Source organism: Gardnerella sp. KA01000 (assembly GCF_049244035.1).
GTDB lineage: Bacteria > Actinomycetota > Actinomycetes > Actinomycetales > Bifidobacteriaceae > Bifidobacterium > Bifidobacterium leopoldii.
On sequence record NZ_CP058367.1, the window covers coordinates 1,083,203 to 1,104,379 of the forward strand.

Consider the following 21,177-nt stretch of genomic DNA (forward strand, 5'->3'; position numbering starts at 1 on the left):
AAGCCGGCGTGTCGCATTAGAGTATCGAGAAGCAGCACAGTGCGCTTCTCGATACACTAATGCGGTAGCGCTTGCATAATGCGTAAAGCCCAGTGGGCTTTACGCGCAAGCGCGCACACGATTGTGCTTTCTTTATTATCTTAAGAAAGCACAATCTGACGACCAACAATCCAATAAGACACCAGTACAATTGACTCGCTTTTCGCTTAATCGTAGCGCTCCAAACGTGAGAGAATCATCTCGCATTTGGAGGGTTACAGAGGGTTAGACGCTCCATTTGCGAGGAAAGTTTCTCACATTTGGAGAGTTGGCGCTACTTTTGCGCTCCAAACGTGCGCAGTCACAACGCTCACAGCACACACTCTCGCGCTACTTGCGCCGCAACTTACGCAGCATTTCGCGCGAAACCGCCAGCAAATGCCTGCCTTGCACACTACTCACACCATTCTTCTTTCGCAACGACGCAACCAGCATCATCGCCATCAACACCGCAGACATCACCATCGATATCACAAACAGCGTCATCCACAACGGCCACTGCATATGGTCGCCTGGCACGTTAGCAGGATCCGGCAGCACACGATACCCCGTCACGAGCAGCCTGTGCGTGTTAATTCCATACGGCGTGCACGTAATCAGTGTCGCCAAGTCGCGCCCCTTTTCGCGCCGCAGCAAACGAATATCGTTCGGCTCCACCACATTTATGCGAAACACTCTGTACCGAAGAGTCTTGCCTTGCACATCAAAATAGAAGTAGTCACCTTTTTTCAGCGTGTTTAAATCGTCGAACATCGTGGCATCCGGCATACCCGTATGCGCCGTCACAACCGTGTGCCTGCTTTTGCCGCCCACCGGCAAATCCGTGCCGTACAAATGCCCCGCGCCCATTGCTAGAGTATCTTGAGTAGTTCCGTGGTAAATCGGCAGTCTCACGCCAATTTTTGGTATTTTCACGATGCCCATAATCCCCATCGGCTCACTAAGCACTTTTTCGTACTCTTTATATTCGGGAGTGTCCATGTAATCGTTATTGCCGTTATACGGGTCCGCGCTAATAATTGCTTTGTGGCGAGCGTTGTATTCACGCGCTTTTCGCAAAATTTCCGCGCGATTTTCTTTAGGCTTTTCCTTATTTAATTTGTCGTACTCGATTGAGAGTTCCTTGGCAGCATGATTGTTGACCAAAGTAGAAACCACAGGATAGCTGAAACACAAAATGCCAATAGCAACAAGCGCAATCGGCTCAGCCAGCTTGCGAAGTGGGGACATTGGTTTTAGAGAAGACTGCTCTTGCGATGATGGAGATTGCGCAGATTCAGTATTTTCGGAAGATGCAGTGATTTCAGAGCTTGCGGAATCTTGCGCACTTTTAGAGGACTTATTAGCGCGCATATGAGTCAGCCGTTTAAATAGCGCGCGAGCAGACTCTGCAAAATCAGCTAGCTTCATGATTCCTCCAATAAATAAATAAGGAGCCGGGAAAGCGTTAGTTAACGCGCGCCCGACTCCCCATTTTCGTTAATACTTAAAGAAAGGGATTAACTAAGCGCGGAGCTTAGCCTGCTCCTCTTCCTTCTTGCGACGACGCATGTACACAAAGAATCCGGAACCAACGAAGCACATGCCGATAACTGCGAAGATGATTACGCCAGCAGCACCGGTCTTTGGAAGGTTGAACCAGAAGCCTTTATCCTTGGTAGGAAGATTCTGGAATGTATATGTTACATCACCGTCAGTTGCCTTAGTTGTAACAACATCAGGATTACGGATGTATCCGTCTGGAGCAGCAGTTTCCACGATGTAGAAATCTTCATCACGCTTTACAGAATATTCTTCGGTCAAACCAGTATCTTTTGCTGATGCTTTTTCTCCAAAAGCTGAGCGAGGACTTTTCTCACCACACTTATTGGCTACATCACCATTGGCTTTATTAAGCTCTGTAGCGCAAGCTTGTGCATCGGCTTTATTAGCAAATATCACAAACTTTCCACCCTCAAGAGCACTTTGATCTGTAGAAGAAACCTTCTTAATCTTGAACTTTGAGAACTTCACTTCCTTGTACTTTTTACCTTCAACAACGTCTGGGGTCTTACCCTCGTGCGAAGGAATTAAGCCACCCTTGTTAATAACAGTTTTGTCGCCAAGAGTCGTCGAATCAGCAAGAGTGAACTCTAAGGTGACAAATACCTTTACTACATTGCCAGCATTGCCGTTTGCAGCTTTAGCAAGCGCATCCCTACCGGTTTTAGTGAATGAGATAATAATCTTATCGCGAGCAACGTCAGTGCTTGTAGCAGCAATTTGATTTGCGTCTTTAGCAACGGTGTAGTCAGTAGTAGCAGTAAGCGACGTATCGTTAGCTATAGGCGCATCGCCGGTTCCAAGTTGTACCTTCGTAACTACTTTTGCAATGCTGGCATCAGTAACCTGATGAGAGGTTTCGTCAGTAGGATAAACAAAAGCATTAGCAGGAGCGAGATCGACTACAGAATAGCCGTTAAAATCATCGGCTGAAAGATTAGCAGTAGTTTGTCCAGTCTCAGGCTTCTCCTTCATCTTGTCAAGCTCAGCGCTAATGGTGTAGGAAATCTTATCGCCAGCACCAACAGTCTTAGAAGTATCCGCAGTCTTCTTAACACTCTTGCTCAAATCCTTGTTCTTTGGATCCGCGTATGGAGCATAGTTGTAAACTACGTTGCCATCCTTATCTTTTTCAATCCTTGGGATTGTCATATAGAATGGCTTAGATTCGGCAGCAGAGAAGCCCTTTGGAACTGTTGTTTCTTGAACTTGGTACAGACCGATTCCAAGATCGAACTTCGCAACACCCTTTTTTGTGCCTTGATCAGTACCAGAAGTATTCTTCTTAGTACCATTACCGTTTTCAGTGGTTATTCCAGTAGCAGTGCCTTTATTAAGACCATCAATCTTACTGGCGACCTTAACCCAATCTGCGTACTTGGTTAAATCGATATCCTTACCGTCGATTTGCGTCACCTTTTTTACAGTGAATTCAGCACCAGGAACAGGAGTTGACTTCTTCTGCTTGCCGCTCTTATCAAGCTCGTCCTGCCACTTGAAAATAGTGAGGGAATAAGTCTTTGCCTTATCGGTATCATTAAGCGCCCATGGCGCATCTCCCTTTTGCACAGCTTGGGATGGTTTATCACCGGTATTATCATCTGCAGTATTTACAGCAGGCTTGCTAGCCCACGCAACGCTGGACACTGTCACAGCCCCCGCCGCGCACAGCGTCCCAGCCATTGCGAGCGAGGCGAATGCGGCGACGCATCGTTTTGTGAAATTATTCATTTCTTCTCCTTTATTTCAGTGCCCTTGCGAGCAGATACTTCAGTGCCCTTTTGAACAGCTATTTCACTGACCTTTTGAGCAGAATTTTGGTATACAAAATTTTTCATAAATGCGCGCCCCCACTGTGTTTGGTCGAGAGCAAACGCAAGAACCATAAGACTTGTGAAAATCGTTGTAGCAACGCTAAGAATCATGTTCCAGCCGGCGAATCCCGTCTTTGGCAGTTTAAAAGGCTCAACAACGTGAATTTTGACCGCGGTCATCGTCCAGTCCTTGCCTTTTTCGAGACCAGCGACGCCGTTAAGAAGAGTATCGCCATTTTGTACGGAAGTCGCGCTACCCACTTTATTTGTATAAGCAGCAAGCGCAGTCGGCTTCAACGCATACACAACGCATTGATAATCGCCCGTTTCTTTAGGAGCACCGCCAATAATCGAATCCGTGCGTTCGACTGCATAGAATGGATTTTCTTCATCCCAATCGCTAGCTTCAACGTCTCGTCTAAATAGGGTACGACTTGCATCACACGAAGCTGAATTATTCTTGCACTTTTCAAGTTCAGCAACAGTTTTAATATGATCCCAATTATGAATTTGGTTCTCCGTAGGAGCAGTCAAGCCATTAACGCTACTAGACCAAACACCCACACCACTAGAGCTATTAGCGTTAACAGAGCCGTCTTTGCTAGCTTTGCTATCTTTGCTAACCTTAGTGCACAAAACTTTCAGCGAAATTTTCTTACCCACTTCACGCAATGACCACGCATCAATATACGGATTCAAAAATCGCATTCCGCGCATCATTGTGATGCCCTGGTCTGGATCTACATCACCATAATCGTCGTTTTGCGAGTCAGACTCATCATCAGCAGAAACTTTTTCGGTCGTCACACGTAACTTTAAATCATCATTATTAATCCGTGGAGAATTATTGACCGAGACTTTCAAATAGATAGGCTTACCTTCGTTACTAGAATCTTCATCCTCTGAAGAGGAGCCATCAGGATAATGCGCAACCACTGGCACATTGTAATGCCCTGTTTCAATCCAAGTGCTCATTCTTACAGTAATTTTTCCGTACACTGCACCGGAAGCATCACTACTATCTTCTCCGACTTCACTTCCAGCTTTGGTAGGTTTGTTACTTTGATCACTGTCATCTTCATCAATAAATGAGGCCCAATCAGGAACTGGATGCTCAGAATCATTTTTATATGGCTTTATTTCAAACCAAGTTCCGTCAGGAAGATTACGAGTTCTAGCTAACTTCTTACTGCAATTTTCGCCAACTCCGCACTGGTTAAGCGGCACAATAGAAGTCGCATATTGACCTGGAAGAGTATTAATTCCATCACCATAATTAGGCTGATAATAGTAAGACATTTTGCGAACAGTAATGTTCAAAGTCTTAGCTTCCCAAGTAATGCCTTTACTTGACTTAAACAAATTTTCTGACTTTAGCGCAGAATCAATTTCATCAATCTTATTGTGTTTTTCTGCAGCTATTTGATCAAACTTCTTTACTAAAGCATCATCTTGCTTGTCTTGCGCGCCGTCATCTTTAACAGAATTTCTTAAAGCATAAACTTTGCACACAAAATCACCGGTTTTCTTTACAGTTCCCTTAAACTGTCCTACTGTACGCTCATTTACTCGCTTAGGTTCAAAATTCGGATGTGTTTTAACATACTCGTTGTACACGTAATCGTCATAAAGTAAATCATCCATCTTACAGCCATTAGCAGGATCATCAAAGCACTTCTTTTGCTGATCATAACTGGCATGCTTCCAAACTGTTACGTTAGTATCTTGTTTTAATTCAAGCCCGTTAATTCCACCAGACTCGTATTTTCCATCAACAAGCTTGCCATCAGAATTCTTTTCGTAGCAAATCACACGCTGATTAATATTGCCTATGCCAAGATGCGCAGAAGCATCAAAAGTGGTTTTCTTAACCTCTTGACCAGCCATTAACACTAGATCTGAGTTATCGGACTGTCCATATTTCAAATCTTCTTTGTCTTTGCTAATTATTGAAAGTTGCAAATCACTATCGTGAGGATCAAATCGCGTAACAACTACATTTGCATAAACTGGAGAAGGCTTACCACCTTTACTATTTCCAGCATTTGCATCATCGGAAGTAGATTTTCCATCTGGATAGTGCACAATTACATGCACTTTGTAACGACCTGCTTTAGTCCACCTATTTGGACGGAAAGTTATAACGCCATAACTTTTTGAATTATCGGATGGAATAGCTTTCGTTTCCTTGCACTGTTTATTATTGGCTGACGCATCATTGGCTACAGCGCATTGCTCGCCTTCAAAATTAGCCCACTCGTACGCGTCTTCTTTATCATTTGCATCTGGCTTAATTTCAAACCGCGTACCAACAGGAAGATATCCACGCTTAATTTTCCTATTGCCGTGAATTGGCTTACTCCTAGGAGCGCCCGACTTATTGTTTGCACTTGTAGAAAGATTTCCAGCAACAATATTCAGAGTACGTAAATACTCAGGATTATAGAATTGCGCTCCGTTTTCGGTAGTGTTGGTAGAACTTCTGTCACCGTTCGAACCAGTTTGCGCGGCTTCAGCAGCGTTTTTAGCTTTTTTATATTTACTGTCTTGCTTAGATTTTTTATCTTTATCGGAAGCTTCGTTTTGAGAATCTGTATTAGTCGTTGCGGAAGTATGTTGTTCAAGATTACTAACAGGTTGCTGCTCAGCTTTTTTATCAGACTTATGTTCGTCTTTATTCTTAAGCTCTTGATTACCCTTAATCTCAGCACGCTCTGAGGTCTTAGGCGTTGTTTCTTCGGTTGAAGCACTCGACGGAGCTATAGGCACAATCGCGAGAGTTGCTAGAGTCAGCACGCAGGACGTGAAACCGCAAATTACGCGCATAATCTTAGAAAGACTGTTACGACGACGCTGCGGAAACATCTCTAATCACCTTCGTTAAGTTCAAACTCTCAAAATTTGTGTAGTCATCATTACAAAATCAGAAACCACACAGCACTGCAAAACCTCTCTTAATTGCAGCCACAGTTCTTGCAACTATACCCCCCCCCCCCAAGGCAGATTTCAACCACTATTTAAGATTTAAAAGATTTTGCGAAAAATATCTAAAATTACGTTATTTTAACCTTAAAATTTATGGAGCAATTAGAATATTCGCAATATATTACATACAACAAAATATGGGTTATTCAGGTTATTCCACAAAATATATTACATACAAAAAGAGCACTCCCACCTTACTAGAAGATGAAGAGTGCTCTTTGTTTATTTACTTTTGTTATTTATTTTTGTTTATTTATTTACTTGCTTGCGTGCGCATGATGGCGGCGAGTTTTAAACGTTACAGCACCGCTTGCAAGCAACACCATAAACGTCACAACCATGCCAATCACACTGCTACCAGTCATCGCCAAGTCAGAAGTCATCTTCTTGGCGGCAGACTTAGCGGCAGCTTGCTCCTTTTCAGCAGCCTTCTGCTTTGCAGCAGCGTTAGCATTCGCAGCACTTGCGTTGCCATTGGCAGCAGCATCGCCGGATGCAGCACCTGCGTTGGCACTTCCGCTGGAGGCATTTCCGTCTGTACCAACGTAAGTAGTGCCAGTAAATGTGCCGAATCCAGAACCAGCACCTAATCCGTTACCAAATCCAGTACCAAGCCCGTTGCCGAATCCAGTACCAGAATGAAGCTCCGAATACTTCAGGTTAATCTCTGCAACTGTTTCATCGAACGCTGTAGCATTCTCAGGAACAACCCACACGTTAGCCCAAGCAAGCTGCTCACCTTTATCGTTAAGCAAAACAATCGTATGCTTACCGAAGTAGCCAGCTGGAATCACAACATTAAACTGAGGTTGACCATTCTTATCCAAAGTTACTTTCACATACTTAGATCCATCTGCGCCCTTCAATAACACAGGCGAAGAATACATGTAAGCATAAGCGTAAGCAACCTTGTTTTTCTTAAGTTCCTTGATGAACTCGCTCGTGGCAGAAGAGACCTTAGTCTTGTGAGACTTAGAGCCAGCATCACCCTTAGCAGGAGCATCCATGCCAGCGAAATACAACTTCACAGGATTGCTCTTACCAGCACGAACAACATCATTCATATGTTCACCAGCAACAAGGCTTCCCTTAAGCGACTGATCTAGCTTTGCGGTAGACTCAGGAGCTTTAGGTGCTGGAGTTGAAGCGGAAGGAGGATTGACAGTTACAGAGGAGGAACCATGATCGTTTCCATGACCATCATTCGACTTCTTTTCAACAACGAATTCTGCGGAAGTATTCTTCGTTGCAACGTTACCAGCATAATCAACAGCTTCAACTGTGATTAAGTGCTTTCCGGCAGAAAGTGAATTGAAATCAACATCTACCTTCAGCGGATCCTTCAGATCTTTCAGATCGGCAAAAGTAGCATCGTAAGGATTATTCTTACTCAGCTTAATATCCGTTTCTTTAAGACCATTACTTGCATGATTTACTTCTTTACCATCAATCTTCACTCGCAATAACTTCAAATGATCATCTTTAGCTGTTACAGAAATCTTACGATTTGCTTCAACATGATCATTGTCCTTTATTCCAAGTGTCACAGAAGGAGCATCCTTATCAACAACAACAGGAGCACGACCATACAGTGCGCTAGACATCTGATCGATGGCTTGGATTAATACAAACTCTCCATTTTTAACTTCAACATCTCTATCGAAGCTCTGAGCATTAGTTTCTTTGCCTTTAGAATCAGTACTGAAGTTGTCTGAAGCAATAAGATTATTAATCTTAAGAGTATAGCCAGCAAAATCATCACTAATAACACCCTTGAATTTCACAGTGTCATTATTAGTGAATATTCTGCCGCCATACAACTTTGGAGTACTAAACATTACTTCTGGAGCCTGTCTGTCGAAGTAGAAAGCAACTGGAGTGTCTAATACCACATCACTTCCCTCTTTGACAATCATCCTAAAGTCATTTATTCCAGGATGCATTGGCAGAGTTACCGTGAATGTAGAATCAGCATTTGCATTAGTGGACTTAGTGATTGTTGCAGCTATAGGATCAAAATCCTCATACCCCGAACCATCATCTTTAACTCGATTAGCTTTTGTAAATAGTATTTCTGTAGCTTTGTTACTTACTTTGCCTTTTGCAGTAAACGAATCGAGCGAAGTACCACTATCTCCAGGAACAATCCAGTTGTATGGTCCTAAGCTATTAGCATTACTCAGTGAAATATTATAAGGCTTTGGCTTTGTTGGTATAACACGATTAGCGAAACCTACATTCTGAGTAGCTGTGTTAACTCCATCATTAGCAACCAAGGTAACTGAATATGTACTAGCAGATGGAATAACTTTTACAGTAAATGAGCCATCAGTAGCAACATTTACAGGCTCTTCCACTTGTTCACTCTGGACTTCACCATCAACAACCTCATCTTTACTATACTTGACAGTAAGCGTGAGATTCTGCTTTGGAGTAGTTTCGTCCTTAACTTCACCTTTAACTTCTACTGCACCAGTTTGGTCAATTGTTACATTCCCATTACTATCTGCATTAGTTAGTTTAATTGTTGGTGCTTTTCCGTCGAAATTAGTTGCAAGAGTTTCAACCACTTCTTTATTATCAGAACCTTTTGCCTTAACTTTTATTGTATTAGCACCTTGTTTAATAGGGGCTGTAAAGCTAAATTCAGAATCATCTGTCTTAACAGCTAATTCTTTTTCTGCTTCAGTTCCTGATTGAACATAAGCTTTCACATCCTTGCAACCATCAGCAATACGTCCAGAGATTTCGATGCTATATTTATCAACACCGTTATCTTTTTTAGCAGTGACATCCTTAATGCCAATATTCTTAAGATTAACCTCATTATTTATGAGAATCTTTTTATTAGCAAATCCCTTAAACACTTTGGAAGTATTGGTTTCATTGAAACCGCCATCATGCAAACTGACATTGACGTAATAAGCATCCTTACCTACATTAACCTTGCAAGTGCGAGTATAGCCATTTGCGTCATGAGTTTCGCTGCAGTCATTATCATTAACCTTGACATAATCACTGTTACCATTAACTTTTACACCTGGATCACTCAACGTTTCACTTAACTCATCATGAGCTGTAATGGTGATTTTACCATCACTATCAGGTTCGCTAATTGTAACGGTTGGAGCTTTAGTATCAAGGTTAAAATGCATATCAGTCGTCTGGCACATATTCTTAGTCAAGCAAGCTTTTACTCGATAAATATATTTGCCATCAGGAAGTTTCTTATTCCAATGCGCAATATCAGTAGATGTCTTATCATAAATAGTTCCATCAAAATCAATAGAACTATTTAATGCTCTTGGATCACGTAATAATTCTGAGAAATTAGAACGAGAAACGTCATGTTCCTCTCCTACTTCTGCAACAGTTTTACCAGAATTATCCAAAACAGAATACTGTATTAAACTTGCATTACGGAATAATGCTAATGATGGTCGTATCTTATCGAATAACTCATCACCATTTGGAGAAAATTCTAAATGACCAGGAGCTTCATCATTAACTTGCACATCACCAAAATAACTTTCAGCAATCAGCGAAGTAGTCATATTAATTGCATTTTGAAGATACTCTTCACCAGGCTTTACAAGAATTGGTTCCTTATCCCAATTGCCAACAAAGCCAAGATATGGAACAGCCAAATCTGGTTCCCCAGAAGTCTTTGAAGTAAAACGCGCCCAACCTTCAACATAATGGTCGCGAGTCACGTCTGGAGTTAATGTAAACTCTACTTCCTTTTCTGACTTAGGATCTACTGTAACTGTATTAGTCGAAGAAGCTAATGTTTCTGAGCTAATAGAGGTAGTAGTTTCTTCACCAGCATTATTAGATTCATTAACAACATTTTGTTTAGGAACTTCATAAGTTACAGCCTTATCTCCATAATTATGCAGTTTAACAGTGAACTTACGATCTCCATTAACCTGGCGCAGAGCCACGTACGAATTGCCATTGACTGTTGCAATCACGTTAGTAGCAACAGCTTTATCGACCTGAGCTAAGCCAGCGCCGATTTGACGAGGAGCAAATGGTACATTGCTGGAATTATTGAGAATCTCAGCCGTATTCATCAAGGCTTGTTCAACAAGAGTAGCACGATCTTTTGGAGAAAGCTTAGGGAAACGCTTCATATAGCTTTCCATCACCAAAGCTGAAAGACCGGAAACGTTTGGAGCAGCCATAGAAGTACCAGACATATTAGTGTACTTGTTGTTGTTCTGAGTAGACCACACGTTACCGCCGATGCCAGCAATATGAGGCTTAAAATCAAGTTCTGGCGTTGGACCCCAAGAAGTAAAGCTAGAAGGATGCAACTTATCAGGATTTGCAATGCCCATTGTCTTATCAGAGAAGGAAACCTTAACTGTACCACTTGCGTTAGCTTTGAGTGCATCAACAATCTTTAAAGCATCTTCACGACGAATTGATGCTCCAAAGCATTTGAACTTATCAACTCCAGCCATGCCGAGGAACTGTGCCGAATCGCCAGCTTTGTTATAAACGATTACACCATCAGCACCCTTATCAATAGCATTCTGGAATTTTTCACTAAATGCTATTGCGCCACGTTCAACTAAAGCGTACTTTCCGTGAAGATCCAAATCCTTAACTTCATCTTTTTTGCCAAGACCGATATTCACAATCTCATGTTCTTTACCATCAGCTTTTCCTGAGGCTATAGAGTAAGGAATCTCAGTTGTCTTATTAGCTTTATCCGTATATGAACCAGCGGTTTGAATAATATAAGAATTTTCTACAGAAGCAACGCTGAAAGCAGAAGGATAAGAAGATGGCGAGCCGAGAGTTGCATCATCCCACTTTCCTAATGCATCATTAGTTCCTCCAGATGTAGAGAAGCTTAAACCGGAGTTTCCTGCAGAAATAACTGGAAGCACACCAGCTTCGCGAGCCTTCTTTAAAGCGAGAGATGTAGCGTTAGAAGCTCCACCAAAACCGTTATCTGAGCCGAGAGACATGTTAATAACGTCTGCATGAAGCTTTACAGAATCCTCAATTGCAGCAACTATATCAGCATCACGAGCTCCGTGCGCTCCCGGCTTATTTGAAAATACTTTCATTGCAAGTAGCTGAGCATTTGGAGCAATGCCGTTAATATGACCGTTTTTATCAGCTGGCTTATTCTCATCATCACCATTAGCTGCCACAATACCAGCTACGTGCATGCCATGCTGCTCTGCACCACTATCTGTAATAGTGTAGTTTTCATCAGCATAGTTGAATCCAGCAGGAACTTTATTAGTGAACTTTACACCATTAGACGGGAATGTCTTCTGAATCTTACGAGCTTTTTCAGCTTTGAAATCAAGCTTCATATCATGGTGACTTGGATCAATACCAGTGTCGATGATAGCCACAAGCATCCCAGTTCCATCAAGTCCACGCTTCTTAAATTCTTCGTTTACACCCTGCAAGCCGCGGGCATAATTTTCAAGAGGGTAATACAAACGTTCTTTTGCAACAGAAGCTACTTCATGTTCATGACGTAAAGCCGCAACTTTGTTAGCTGGTAATGTTGCTTCAAAACCATTCATCAGGTAACCAAATTGGCGACGTACTGTCATGCCATATTTTGAAGACCATTTTCCAATAAGACGATTCTGGTCAGCTTTATTACTGCTTTCAGATTCTTTCGAAGGAAGTTTTGGCTGTTTCTTTAAAGTAACAATAACAGTAACAGGCTTATTAGAAGTACCAGTCCTATTAAATGGATTATTAACTATTCTGCTAACAATCTTAGGATCAAGATATTTAGTAGTTTTATTCTTCTTATTCTTATTCTTTTGATTTACAACTTGTGCGAGATTATTGTTCTCAGCACTATTGTCTTTAGCATTTGCTGTACCAAGCGGTACCATAAGCGTCGCCGCAGCCACGCCTAATGCTGCTAAACGAGTCAGATATGACGTTCGTTTGAACTTCATAAACATACTCTCCTTCAAAATGGTGGTTGTTATCCCGGAAAAATTTCGGTTCTAGCTATCACAAACTCATGCCAGCTGTCAAAACATTTCATACTGACTGCCAAAATCTTTCATACGGGTGTAAATATTTTTGTTACGCTGGTTTGAATCATTTCCGCTAAATATCGCACAAGAGGCATACCCCCCCCCCCCCATGCAAACAGCAAATAATGGTGCATTTTTGCAAGTGCAACAAAATATTTTTCATATACTCTAGCACTTGTTTAAAGAGAAAAAACTTTTTTAACTTGTTAATTTCACAAATAAAATTTGAAAAAATTATATTTAGGATAGGAAAATGGCTAAATTACGCCATTTTCTCGCAAACACCTTTTCACAAGTAACATGTAAAAAATCTGTAGTTAACATATAATTTACAGAATTTTTCAACAACCTTGCATTTTGACAATGTTTTTTAAAAAAATATTGCCGATTTACCAACTAATGTTGGCGCACCTCGCAAGTTAAACCGTAAATTTTTCAGCCAACCAACGATAGGCACAACTGACCGAAACTTTACACGGTGAGAGCGTTACCTCGCATTTGAGCAAAAACCCACCAAAGCCCTCCAAACACGGGCGCGACGACTTGCTTGAGCGCAGCATTGCGCGCGCTCAGGCAGGTAGTTCGCGCAACTTACGCATTTGCTTTCATACCGTTTACTTCATCAACACCAATCATCAGTACTAATCATCAACACCAACCATCAGTTCCAAATATTTATTAGCAGCTTTACGTATTTTTGAGGGATCAATCCATCCAGTTGTAAACGACTTATTAACCGCATGAAGTAGCGTAAACAGTGCGTTCGTAAGATTCCTCTTTCCCCTAGCTATGTTATATAAATTATCAAAATGAGCTGCTTTATTCCTAATCTCTTTAATATAAATAAGATTTTTTGCTATTATTCTTCTATCCTCATCGTACTCTTTATTCATTTTTGAACAGTTCACAAATGGAAACGCATTGCCTACAGCATCTTTCCAAAGTTTTTGTTGAATGCGATTGCTATTTTTTGTTTCTGAAGATCCAACAAGCTTTACCCATGTTCCCCACATGAGTTTAGATAAAATGTCATCATGATTTACGCTTCTATCATCATGCGAGTGAATTGCGATTTCTCTCGCTTGCTTGATTTGATTTTCAATCAAATCTTTAACCAAATCTGGCGTATACAGAGGATTGGTCCATTCCTCATTTTGCTTTTCTTTCAACGCAAGTTTACGAAGTTCTAAATCAATTGAATTACGCACGCATATTTCTACGTATCCAATCTGCTCATGCAATATTCCTGCTAATTCATGATTCGATTTGCATATGAGCATAGCTGTACCTAAATCATTATTTGCATCGCGCATATAACGATTAAATCTAGCCACGCCACAAAATTGTTGCGCTTCTTGCAAAGTAAAAAATGTATTAGCAGACATGAAAATATTGTACATTATTGCACATTTAGTTTGACATTCGCCACGAAATATAACATGACAAACGCAAATTCTAAGGGGATGTGGTAGACTCTAATTTACCTGTGTAGGTTGCTCCTACACGTGATTTCATTGAGCTCTTGTTTGTTTAGAACAAGAGCTCAGTTGTTTTTGGATGGTGGGTTTACTAAACGTAGGTTTGTGTGGTACTCCAAAAGCGAGGAAAGTTTCTCACATTTGGAGGGTTTTAGGTTGTGTTTTGCTCCAAACACGGGGAACTTGTCTCGCATTTGGAGAGCGAACGAGTATCCACGTGAATGAATGATGAAGCAAATTAATATGTAAAACAAACTATGGATTATTCTCCAAAATATATTACATACAAAAAGAGCACTCCCATCTTACTAGAAGATGAAAAGTGCTCTTTGTTTATTTATGTTATTTATTTATTTTGTTTACTTACTTTCTTGCGCGCACATGACGGCTGCGAGTTTTAAACGTTACAGCACCGCTTGCAAGCAGCACCATAAACGTCACAACCATGCCAATTACACTGCTACCAGTCATCGCCAAATCAGAAGTCATCTTCTTGGCGGCAGACTTAGCGGCAGCCTTCTGCTTTGCAGCAGCGTTAGCATTCGCAGCACTTGCGTTGCCATTGGCAGAACTTGCATTGCCATTGGCAGCGGCATCGCCGGATGCAGCGGATGCGCCTGCATTAGTAGAATCCGCATCATCCTTTGAGGACGACTCCGAATTATTACTGGAATTACCTCCAGTAGTAAAGGATTTTCCACCATGATTACCGCCGTGGTTAGAGCTGTGGCTACCGCCATGATTAGAGCTGTGGCTACCGCCATGATTAGAGCTGTGGCTACCGCCATGATTAGAGCTGTGGCTACCGCCATGATTACCACCGCGGCTATCATTGTTGGTATCACCGCTTGCACTACCGCTAGTGCTGCCACCGTTGTTGCCACTATCCTTACCGTGACCTGAGCTTCCACCTTCGCTATTACCAGTATTACCAGTATTACCAGCGTTACCAGTATTACCGCTACCACTCTGGTTCTGATTATTCTGATTATTCTTATTATCAGAATCAGTTTGGCTGCCACTATCAGAAGAAGCAGAGGAAGATACAGACACCTCTCCAGAAGCAATCTGGTTACCATTTGCATCCATAAGTAAGATTGTGTGCTTACCTGAATATCCGCTAGGAATCAAAACCTTGAAATAGTACTTACCGTTCTCATCAGTACGCACTGTCACATATTCATGACCATCTTCACCCTTAAGATCCTTAGGATCAGAGTAAATGAACGCATACATGCGAGCATTGGCTTCAGCATTCTTCAAAGCTGCAGGCTTTCCAGAAATATAAATCTTTACTTCCTTTCCAGCTGTAACATTCTTGGTTTCTAATCCAGCAAGAGACTTTAGAATCTTTTCTGTAGAAGCAGGAGGAATTGGGGCAGAATCAGTTTGGGTTGATTCATTCTTGGTTCCTGGATTCTTTGGCTTAGCCGGATTCTCGCCAGGCTTCACACCATGCTTCACTTTGAATGTATATGCAGTAGCTCCCTTTGCATTATCACTTGTGGCACTTGCTGTATTACCGGCAAAATCGGTCGCCTCAATGGTGATAGTGTGAGAACCATCAGTCAACTTATTAGTAGGAATCTTCAACGTTAATGTTGTAGAACCTGGCTTATCTGGAGTTGGATTATCGTTAACCTTAGAAACATCCACTAATGTGTTCTCTACTGCTGTAGTTGGAAGATAATTTTCTGTATACGCTACTGGACGACCATCAACCATAACGCGCAAAGACTTCAAATTATCATCTGTTGCTTTAACAGTAATTTCGTGACCATCATCGATTTCTTCACCTTCAACCAAACCTGCTTCAACAGTAGGATCCGTTTCGTCAAGAACAACTGGAATCACACCAAGTAAATGAGATTCAACCTGATCACTTAAGTGCAGCAGCAACTTATCACCATTGTCTACTGGAATGTCAGTTGAGAATTGGCGACGAGTTGTTTCTTTACCATTCGTATCCAAAGTGTAGAAATCACCAACGGAATCGTTGTTAATTCGCAAAGTTTGACCGAAAGCATCATCCGACACATTGCCGCTGAAAGTCACGGTGTCACGATTTGTGAACAACGTGTGACCATACAGCTTTGGAGTATCGAAATGTGCTGTTGGAGGCGTAATGTCGAAGTAGAATGCTGCAGGAGTATCGATTACATTCGTTTCATCGTCTTCATCAGCATCTTCGTCAGTTGGCTTAGTGTTCACCTGCAAGCGGAAATCATTTATACCCGGATGCATTGGAAGCTTCACACTAAACTTTCCGTCCTTAATTTCAGCACGCAATGGGTTTGGAGTTACAAGATTTTTAGTTGTAGCATCAAAACGCGAAGCTGGAGTAAACACCACGCTAGTCACCTTGGAACTCACATCACCTTGAGCAACAAAGTAATCAGAGCCAATAACGTCTGGACCATAATTCTTCTTATGAATTAACCACGCATAAGAACCCATAGAGCCAGCATTAGTAAGCACGAAATCTTTTGTTGCAGCTGCAGGTTTAGGCGTAGGAGTTGAACGACCAGCGAGAGCCAAACCTATAGTTGTAGTGTTTTCAGCAGAATCAGTAGCTACAAGAGTTACCATAACAGCTTTAGCGGCAGGAGTAATAACTGTTTTGAAACTACCGTCTTTGCCAACAGTTACTACTTCTTCAGTTTCTTTACTAGCTACAGCTGTATCTGCTTTCTTTACATTGGCATTAATATTCGCTGTTGAAGTTGTATTAGCTCCAGAAACAGCTTTAGTAGCAGAACCAGAAGCATGATTGTTTACAGAACCAGCAACTGCATTAGCTGGAGTAGTGTTGTCAGCAGCCTTCTGATAAGTAAGCTTTAGCTTTACAGTATCTCCAGGAGTATCAGTTACTTTACCAGCAACAGTTACTTTACCATCTGAACTTACAGGCAAATTACCCTTATCATCTAAACCATTAACAGTAATCTTAGGTGTTTGCGCGTTGAACGTTAGCTTAAGTTCCTTATTGCCAATATGATTACCTTTACTATCAAAAGCTTTAAGCATTACAGTATTTTCGCCATTTTTCAGTGGCACAAACGCATAGAAAGTATTCTCACCCTTGCGCTTTTTAGCTAATTTGACTTCCTGATTTTTACCGTCTTTAGGAGTCACATAAGCTTTTATAGAAGCAACATCTTTAGTGAGATATCCCTCAAGATAGAACTTACCATTAATATCTGGGTTAGTCTTACTTTCTTCTAACTGATTTGCTTTAATTTGGTGAGAAGTAAGTTTTTGTTCATTTGGAATAATAAACTTCTTGTTCTTCTCAGGTTTTCCTGAACCATTCGGGACATATGTGTCGAATACCTTCTTAACCTCAGTTGGATTCATAGCATTGTCTCGAACAAGCACATCTATGTATTGAGCTTCATTACCAATGTGAATAGACTTGCACACTCGCGTACGAGTTGCTTCATTCAACGGGCATTGAGTGTCTTCATCACCATAGTTCAAAGCATCCTTTACACCAGGAAGATGAATAGTTGGCACGCCAGGATCAGGACTCAATTCATCACTAATAACAATCTTCACATTGCCTTTATCATCACGATCAGATACTGTGACCTTAGGTCCATGATTATCGATTGCTACCTTCATATCATAAGTTTGCCAATCAAACTTATCTCCTAAGCGAGCTTGAATACGATACGTGTACCATCCATCAGGAAGAATGTCAAACCTACTTGTTTTTGGATTCCACACAGACCCGTCGAAATTTCCAGCTAAACCATCTGTTGTTCCAGCATTAGCAATAGTAGAACGATGCACATTGTGTTCCGTTCCAAGAACAATCTTAGTTTTATTATGAGAATCCAATACAGAATACTTTATGTCAGATGCACCGCGGAATATAGCCATAGATGGAACAACATAATCCATCCAGCCATCTTGATTTGCAGGTGAAAATTCGCCAAGTACATAAGGTTTAGTTTCATTATTAACCGGAAGTTTACCCATAAAACCAGCTACCGAAAGCAACGATGTCGTAAGATCACTATGTTTTGCACTATAGCTTTCTCCCGGTTTTACCATTATAGGTTCAGCATTCCAATCTCCAACAAAACCAAGGTATGGCACAGAAACATCTGGTTGAGAATCAGTGAGCGATTCAAATCGCACCCAACCTTCAATATAATGATTGCCTTCAGAACGATTTGGGCTTAATGTAAACTTAACATCAGCGGTTTTCCCAGGCTTTACTGTAACATTACGCGTTTTTGATTGCAACGTTTCAGTATTACTAATAGATGTTACTGTATCTTTATTAACCTCATTAGACTCATTTACAACATCCTGATCTGGGACAGCAAATTTTACTGGCTTCTTACCATAATTATGTAAAGTAACTGTAAAGTTGCGATTAGAATTCACGTTTTTAAGAGCAACGTACGAATTGCCGTTTACTGTTGCAATCACGTCAGTAGCAACAGCTTTATCTACCTGAGCTAAGCCAGCGCCGATTTGACGAGGAGCATAAGGAATTTTCTTACTATTTGCAGAATCTTTATGTCCAATAATACTTGCTGTATTCATTAATGCTTGGCTTACACGAGTAACCATTTCAGACTTTTTAAGATCAGGGAAACGCTTCTTATAGCTTTCCATCACCAACGCTGAAAGACCGGAAACGTTTGGAGCAGCCATGGAAGTACCAGACATGCTGGTGTACTTATTTCCATTCTGCGTGGACCAAACATTACCACCGATACCAGCAATCTAAGGTTTAAAATCAAATTCTGGAGTTGGACCCCAAGAAGTAAAGCTAGAAGGCTTACCGTTATCTGGATTAACAATAGTAGTGAATTGGTTCGTGAAAGCTATCTTCACTTTCTCGCCTTTATGTAAAGCATCAAGAATTTGCAAGGCATACGAACGAGGGATGGACGCACCAAAGCAATTTTTGATTTTTTCCAATCCACCCATTCCTAGGAATAAGGATGAATCTTTGTCGTGATTGTAAACAATCACACCTTTAGCTCCCCTAGAAATCGCATTATTAAACTTTTCAGTAAAAGTGACTCCACCACGTTCTACAAGAGCATACTTATCTGCAAGATCAAGATCTTTAACATCAGCTTTAGTAGCTTTTTTAGCATCCACAAGTTCATGCTGAGATAGTGCATCTGTTAAAGAACCAATAGAATAGCTGTACGGCAAAGTATGTGACTTGCCATCTTTTCCAACCCAATTTGCAGACTGCTGAGTAATGTTGGAATTTTCTACAGAAGCAACGCTGAAAGCAGAAGGATAAGAAGATGGCGAGCCGAGAGTTGCATCATCCCACTTGCCTAAACTATCATCTATGCCACCGCTTTCAGAGAAGTTCAAGCCGGAGTTTCCTGCAGAAATAACTGGAAGCACACCAGCTTCGCGAGCCTTCTTTAACGCGACACTAGTAGCACTTGACGTTCCACCGAAACCGTTATCTGAGCCAAGAGACATGTTAATAACGTCTGCGCCAAGCTTTACAGAATCTTCGATTGCAGCAACAATATCAACATCACGAGCACCATGCGAACCTGGCACATTTGAGAAGACTTTCATAGCGAGCAGCTGAGCGTTTGGAGCTATGCCATCAACACGATGATTTTCAGATGCTGGAGCACCATTTTCATCGCCGTTAGCAGCCACAATACCGGCAACGTGCATACCGTGCTGTTCACCATTAGCGTCTGTGAAATTAGTATTTTCATCAGCGTAATTGAAACCTGCAGGAACTTTATCTGTTGTATTTCCTTTACCAGTTGGCTTCAAGCGAATATTCTTTTTTGCTGAAGCGTCAAGCTTCATATCTTGATGATTTGGATCGATGCCCGTATCGATAATAGAAACAAGCATTCCGGTTCCATCGAGGTGATGCTTTTTAAACACCGTCTGCACGCCTTGTAAATCGCGAGCATAATTTTCCATTGGATGATATAAACGTTCTTTTGCGACAGAAACTACACCTGGCTCACGTTTCAAATCTTGAACGTGTTTTTCAGGGAGAGTAGCTTCAAAAGCACTCATTAAATAACCAACCTGGCGACGAACCGTCATATTGTACTTTGACTTTACGCGGTTAATTAAAACATTCTGCTCATGAATGTTGGCTTTTTCGTCAGCATCCGTGAGTTGCGAACGATAATTTTTCAACGTAACAACAACAGTTACTTGAGCATTTGAATTTTTATTAAATTGATCTTTTTTACTGTAATTCTCAAAAGCTTTAGCAAGAGTTGGATTAACATGGCGTAAATCTTCTATAGACTTAATCTCACTATTAGCTTTTAAAGATGAATCAAGCATCTTAGAGACAAGTGCATTGCCATCTTTTTTAGTTTCATTATCATTTTTTGCAAATGCCGCAGGAACTTGCCCAAGCGGTACCATAAGCGTCGCCGCAGCCACGCCTAATGCTGCTAAACGAGTCAGATATGACGTTCGTTTGAACTTCATAAACATACTCTCCTTCAAAATGGTGGTTGTTATCCCGGAAAAATTTCGGTTCTAGCTATAACAAACTCATGCCAGCTGCCAAAACATTTCATACTGACTGCCAAAATCTTTCATACGGGTGTAAATATTTTTGTTACGCTGGTTTGAATCATTTCCGCTAAATATCGCATAAGAGGCATACCCCCCCCCCATGCAAACAGCAAATAATGATGCATTTTTGCAAGTGCAACAAAATATTTTTCATATACTCTAGCACTTGTTTAAAGAGAAAAAACTTTTTTAACTTGTTAATTTAGCAAATAAAATTTGAAAAATTTGTATTTAGGATAGGAAAATGGCTAAATTACGCCATTTTCTCGCAAACACTTTTCCACAAGTAACATGTAAAAAATCTGTAGTTAACATATAATTTACAGAATTTTTCAACAACCTTGCATTTTGACAATGTTTTTTAAAAAAATATTGCCGATTTACCAACTAATGTTGGCGCACCTCGCAAGTTAAACCGTAAATTTTTCAGCCAACCAACGATAGGCGCAAATGACTTAAATTTTACGCTCGCACGGTAACTCGCTCACCTACAAAACTCGCGCGAGTGTTATCTCACGTTTGGAGGGTTATCTGTTGCAAATCGCTCCATTTGCGGGGAACTTATCTCACATTTGGAGGGTTTGGCTTAGCATAGCACTCCAAACGCGCGCGGAATGCTGCGCTCAGGCAGGTCGTCAGCGCACACCAGTCACAACCTAGTTTCTAAAGCACAACCGCACTAACCTGCCCTGCCTGCGTCAATAAAGCCGCAGGCAGACCTCGCTTGCGTTG

The 21,177-nt window shown here is 41.3% G+C and carries 5 protein-coding genes and 1 pseudogene; all 6 read right to left on the reverse strand.

Annotated features, from left to right (window positions below):
• Positions 1–369 precede the first annotated feature (369 nt).
• A complete protein-coding gene (locus HXT58_RS04075; RefSeq protein ID WP_421775612.1) occupies positions 370–1,449 on the reverse strand; it encodes a class C sortase in 1,080 nt (359 codons plus the stop codon).
• Between the two features lie 93 nt (positions 1,450–1,542).
• Positions 1,543–3,312, reverse strand: coding sequence for a SpaH/EbpB family LPXTG-anchored major pilin (locus HXT58_RS04080; protein WP_116971400.1), 1,770 nt, complete (start codon positions 3,310–3,312; stop codon positions 1,543–1,545).
• A complete protein-coding gene (locus tag HXT58_RS04085) occupies positions 3,309–6,260 on the reverse strand; it encodes a hypothetical protein (protein WP_116971399.1) in 2,952 nt (983 codons plus the stop codon). Before HXT58_RS04085 ends, HXT58_RS04080 begins: the two co-directional genes overlap by 4 nt.
• 377 nt (positions 6,261–6,637) lie before the next feature.
• Positions 6,638–12,328, reverse strand: coding sequence for a S8 family serine peptidase (locus HXT58_RS04090; protein WP_421775613.1), 5,691 nt, complete (start codon positions 12,326–12,328; stop codon positions 6,638–6,640).
• A 725-nt stretch (positions 12,329–13,053) separates the two neighbouring features.
• Positions 13,054–13,812 carry an Abi family protein gene (locus tag HXT58_RS04095; protein WP_116971534.1) on the reverse strand — a complete coding sequence of 253 codons (759 nt, stop codon included), beginning with the start codon at positions 13,810–13,812 and terminating at the stop codon, positions 13,054–13,056.
• 441 nt (positions 13,813–14,253) lie between these two features.
• A pseudogene (locus HXT58_RS04100) lies at positions 14,254–20,355 on the reverse strand (S8 family serine peptidase).
• Positions 20,356–21,177: the final 822 nt, after the last annotated feature.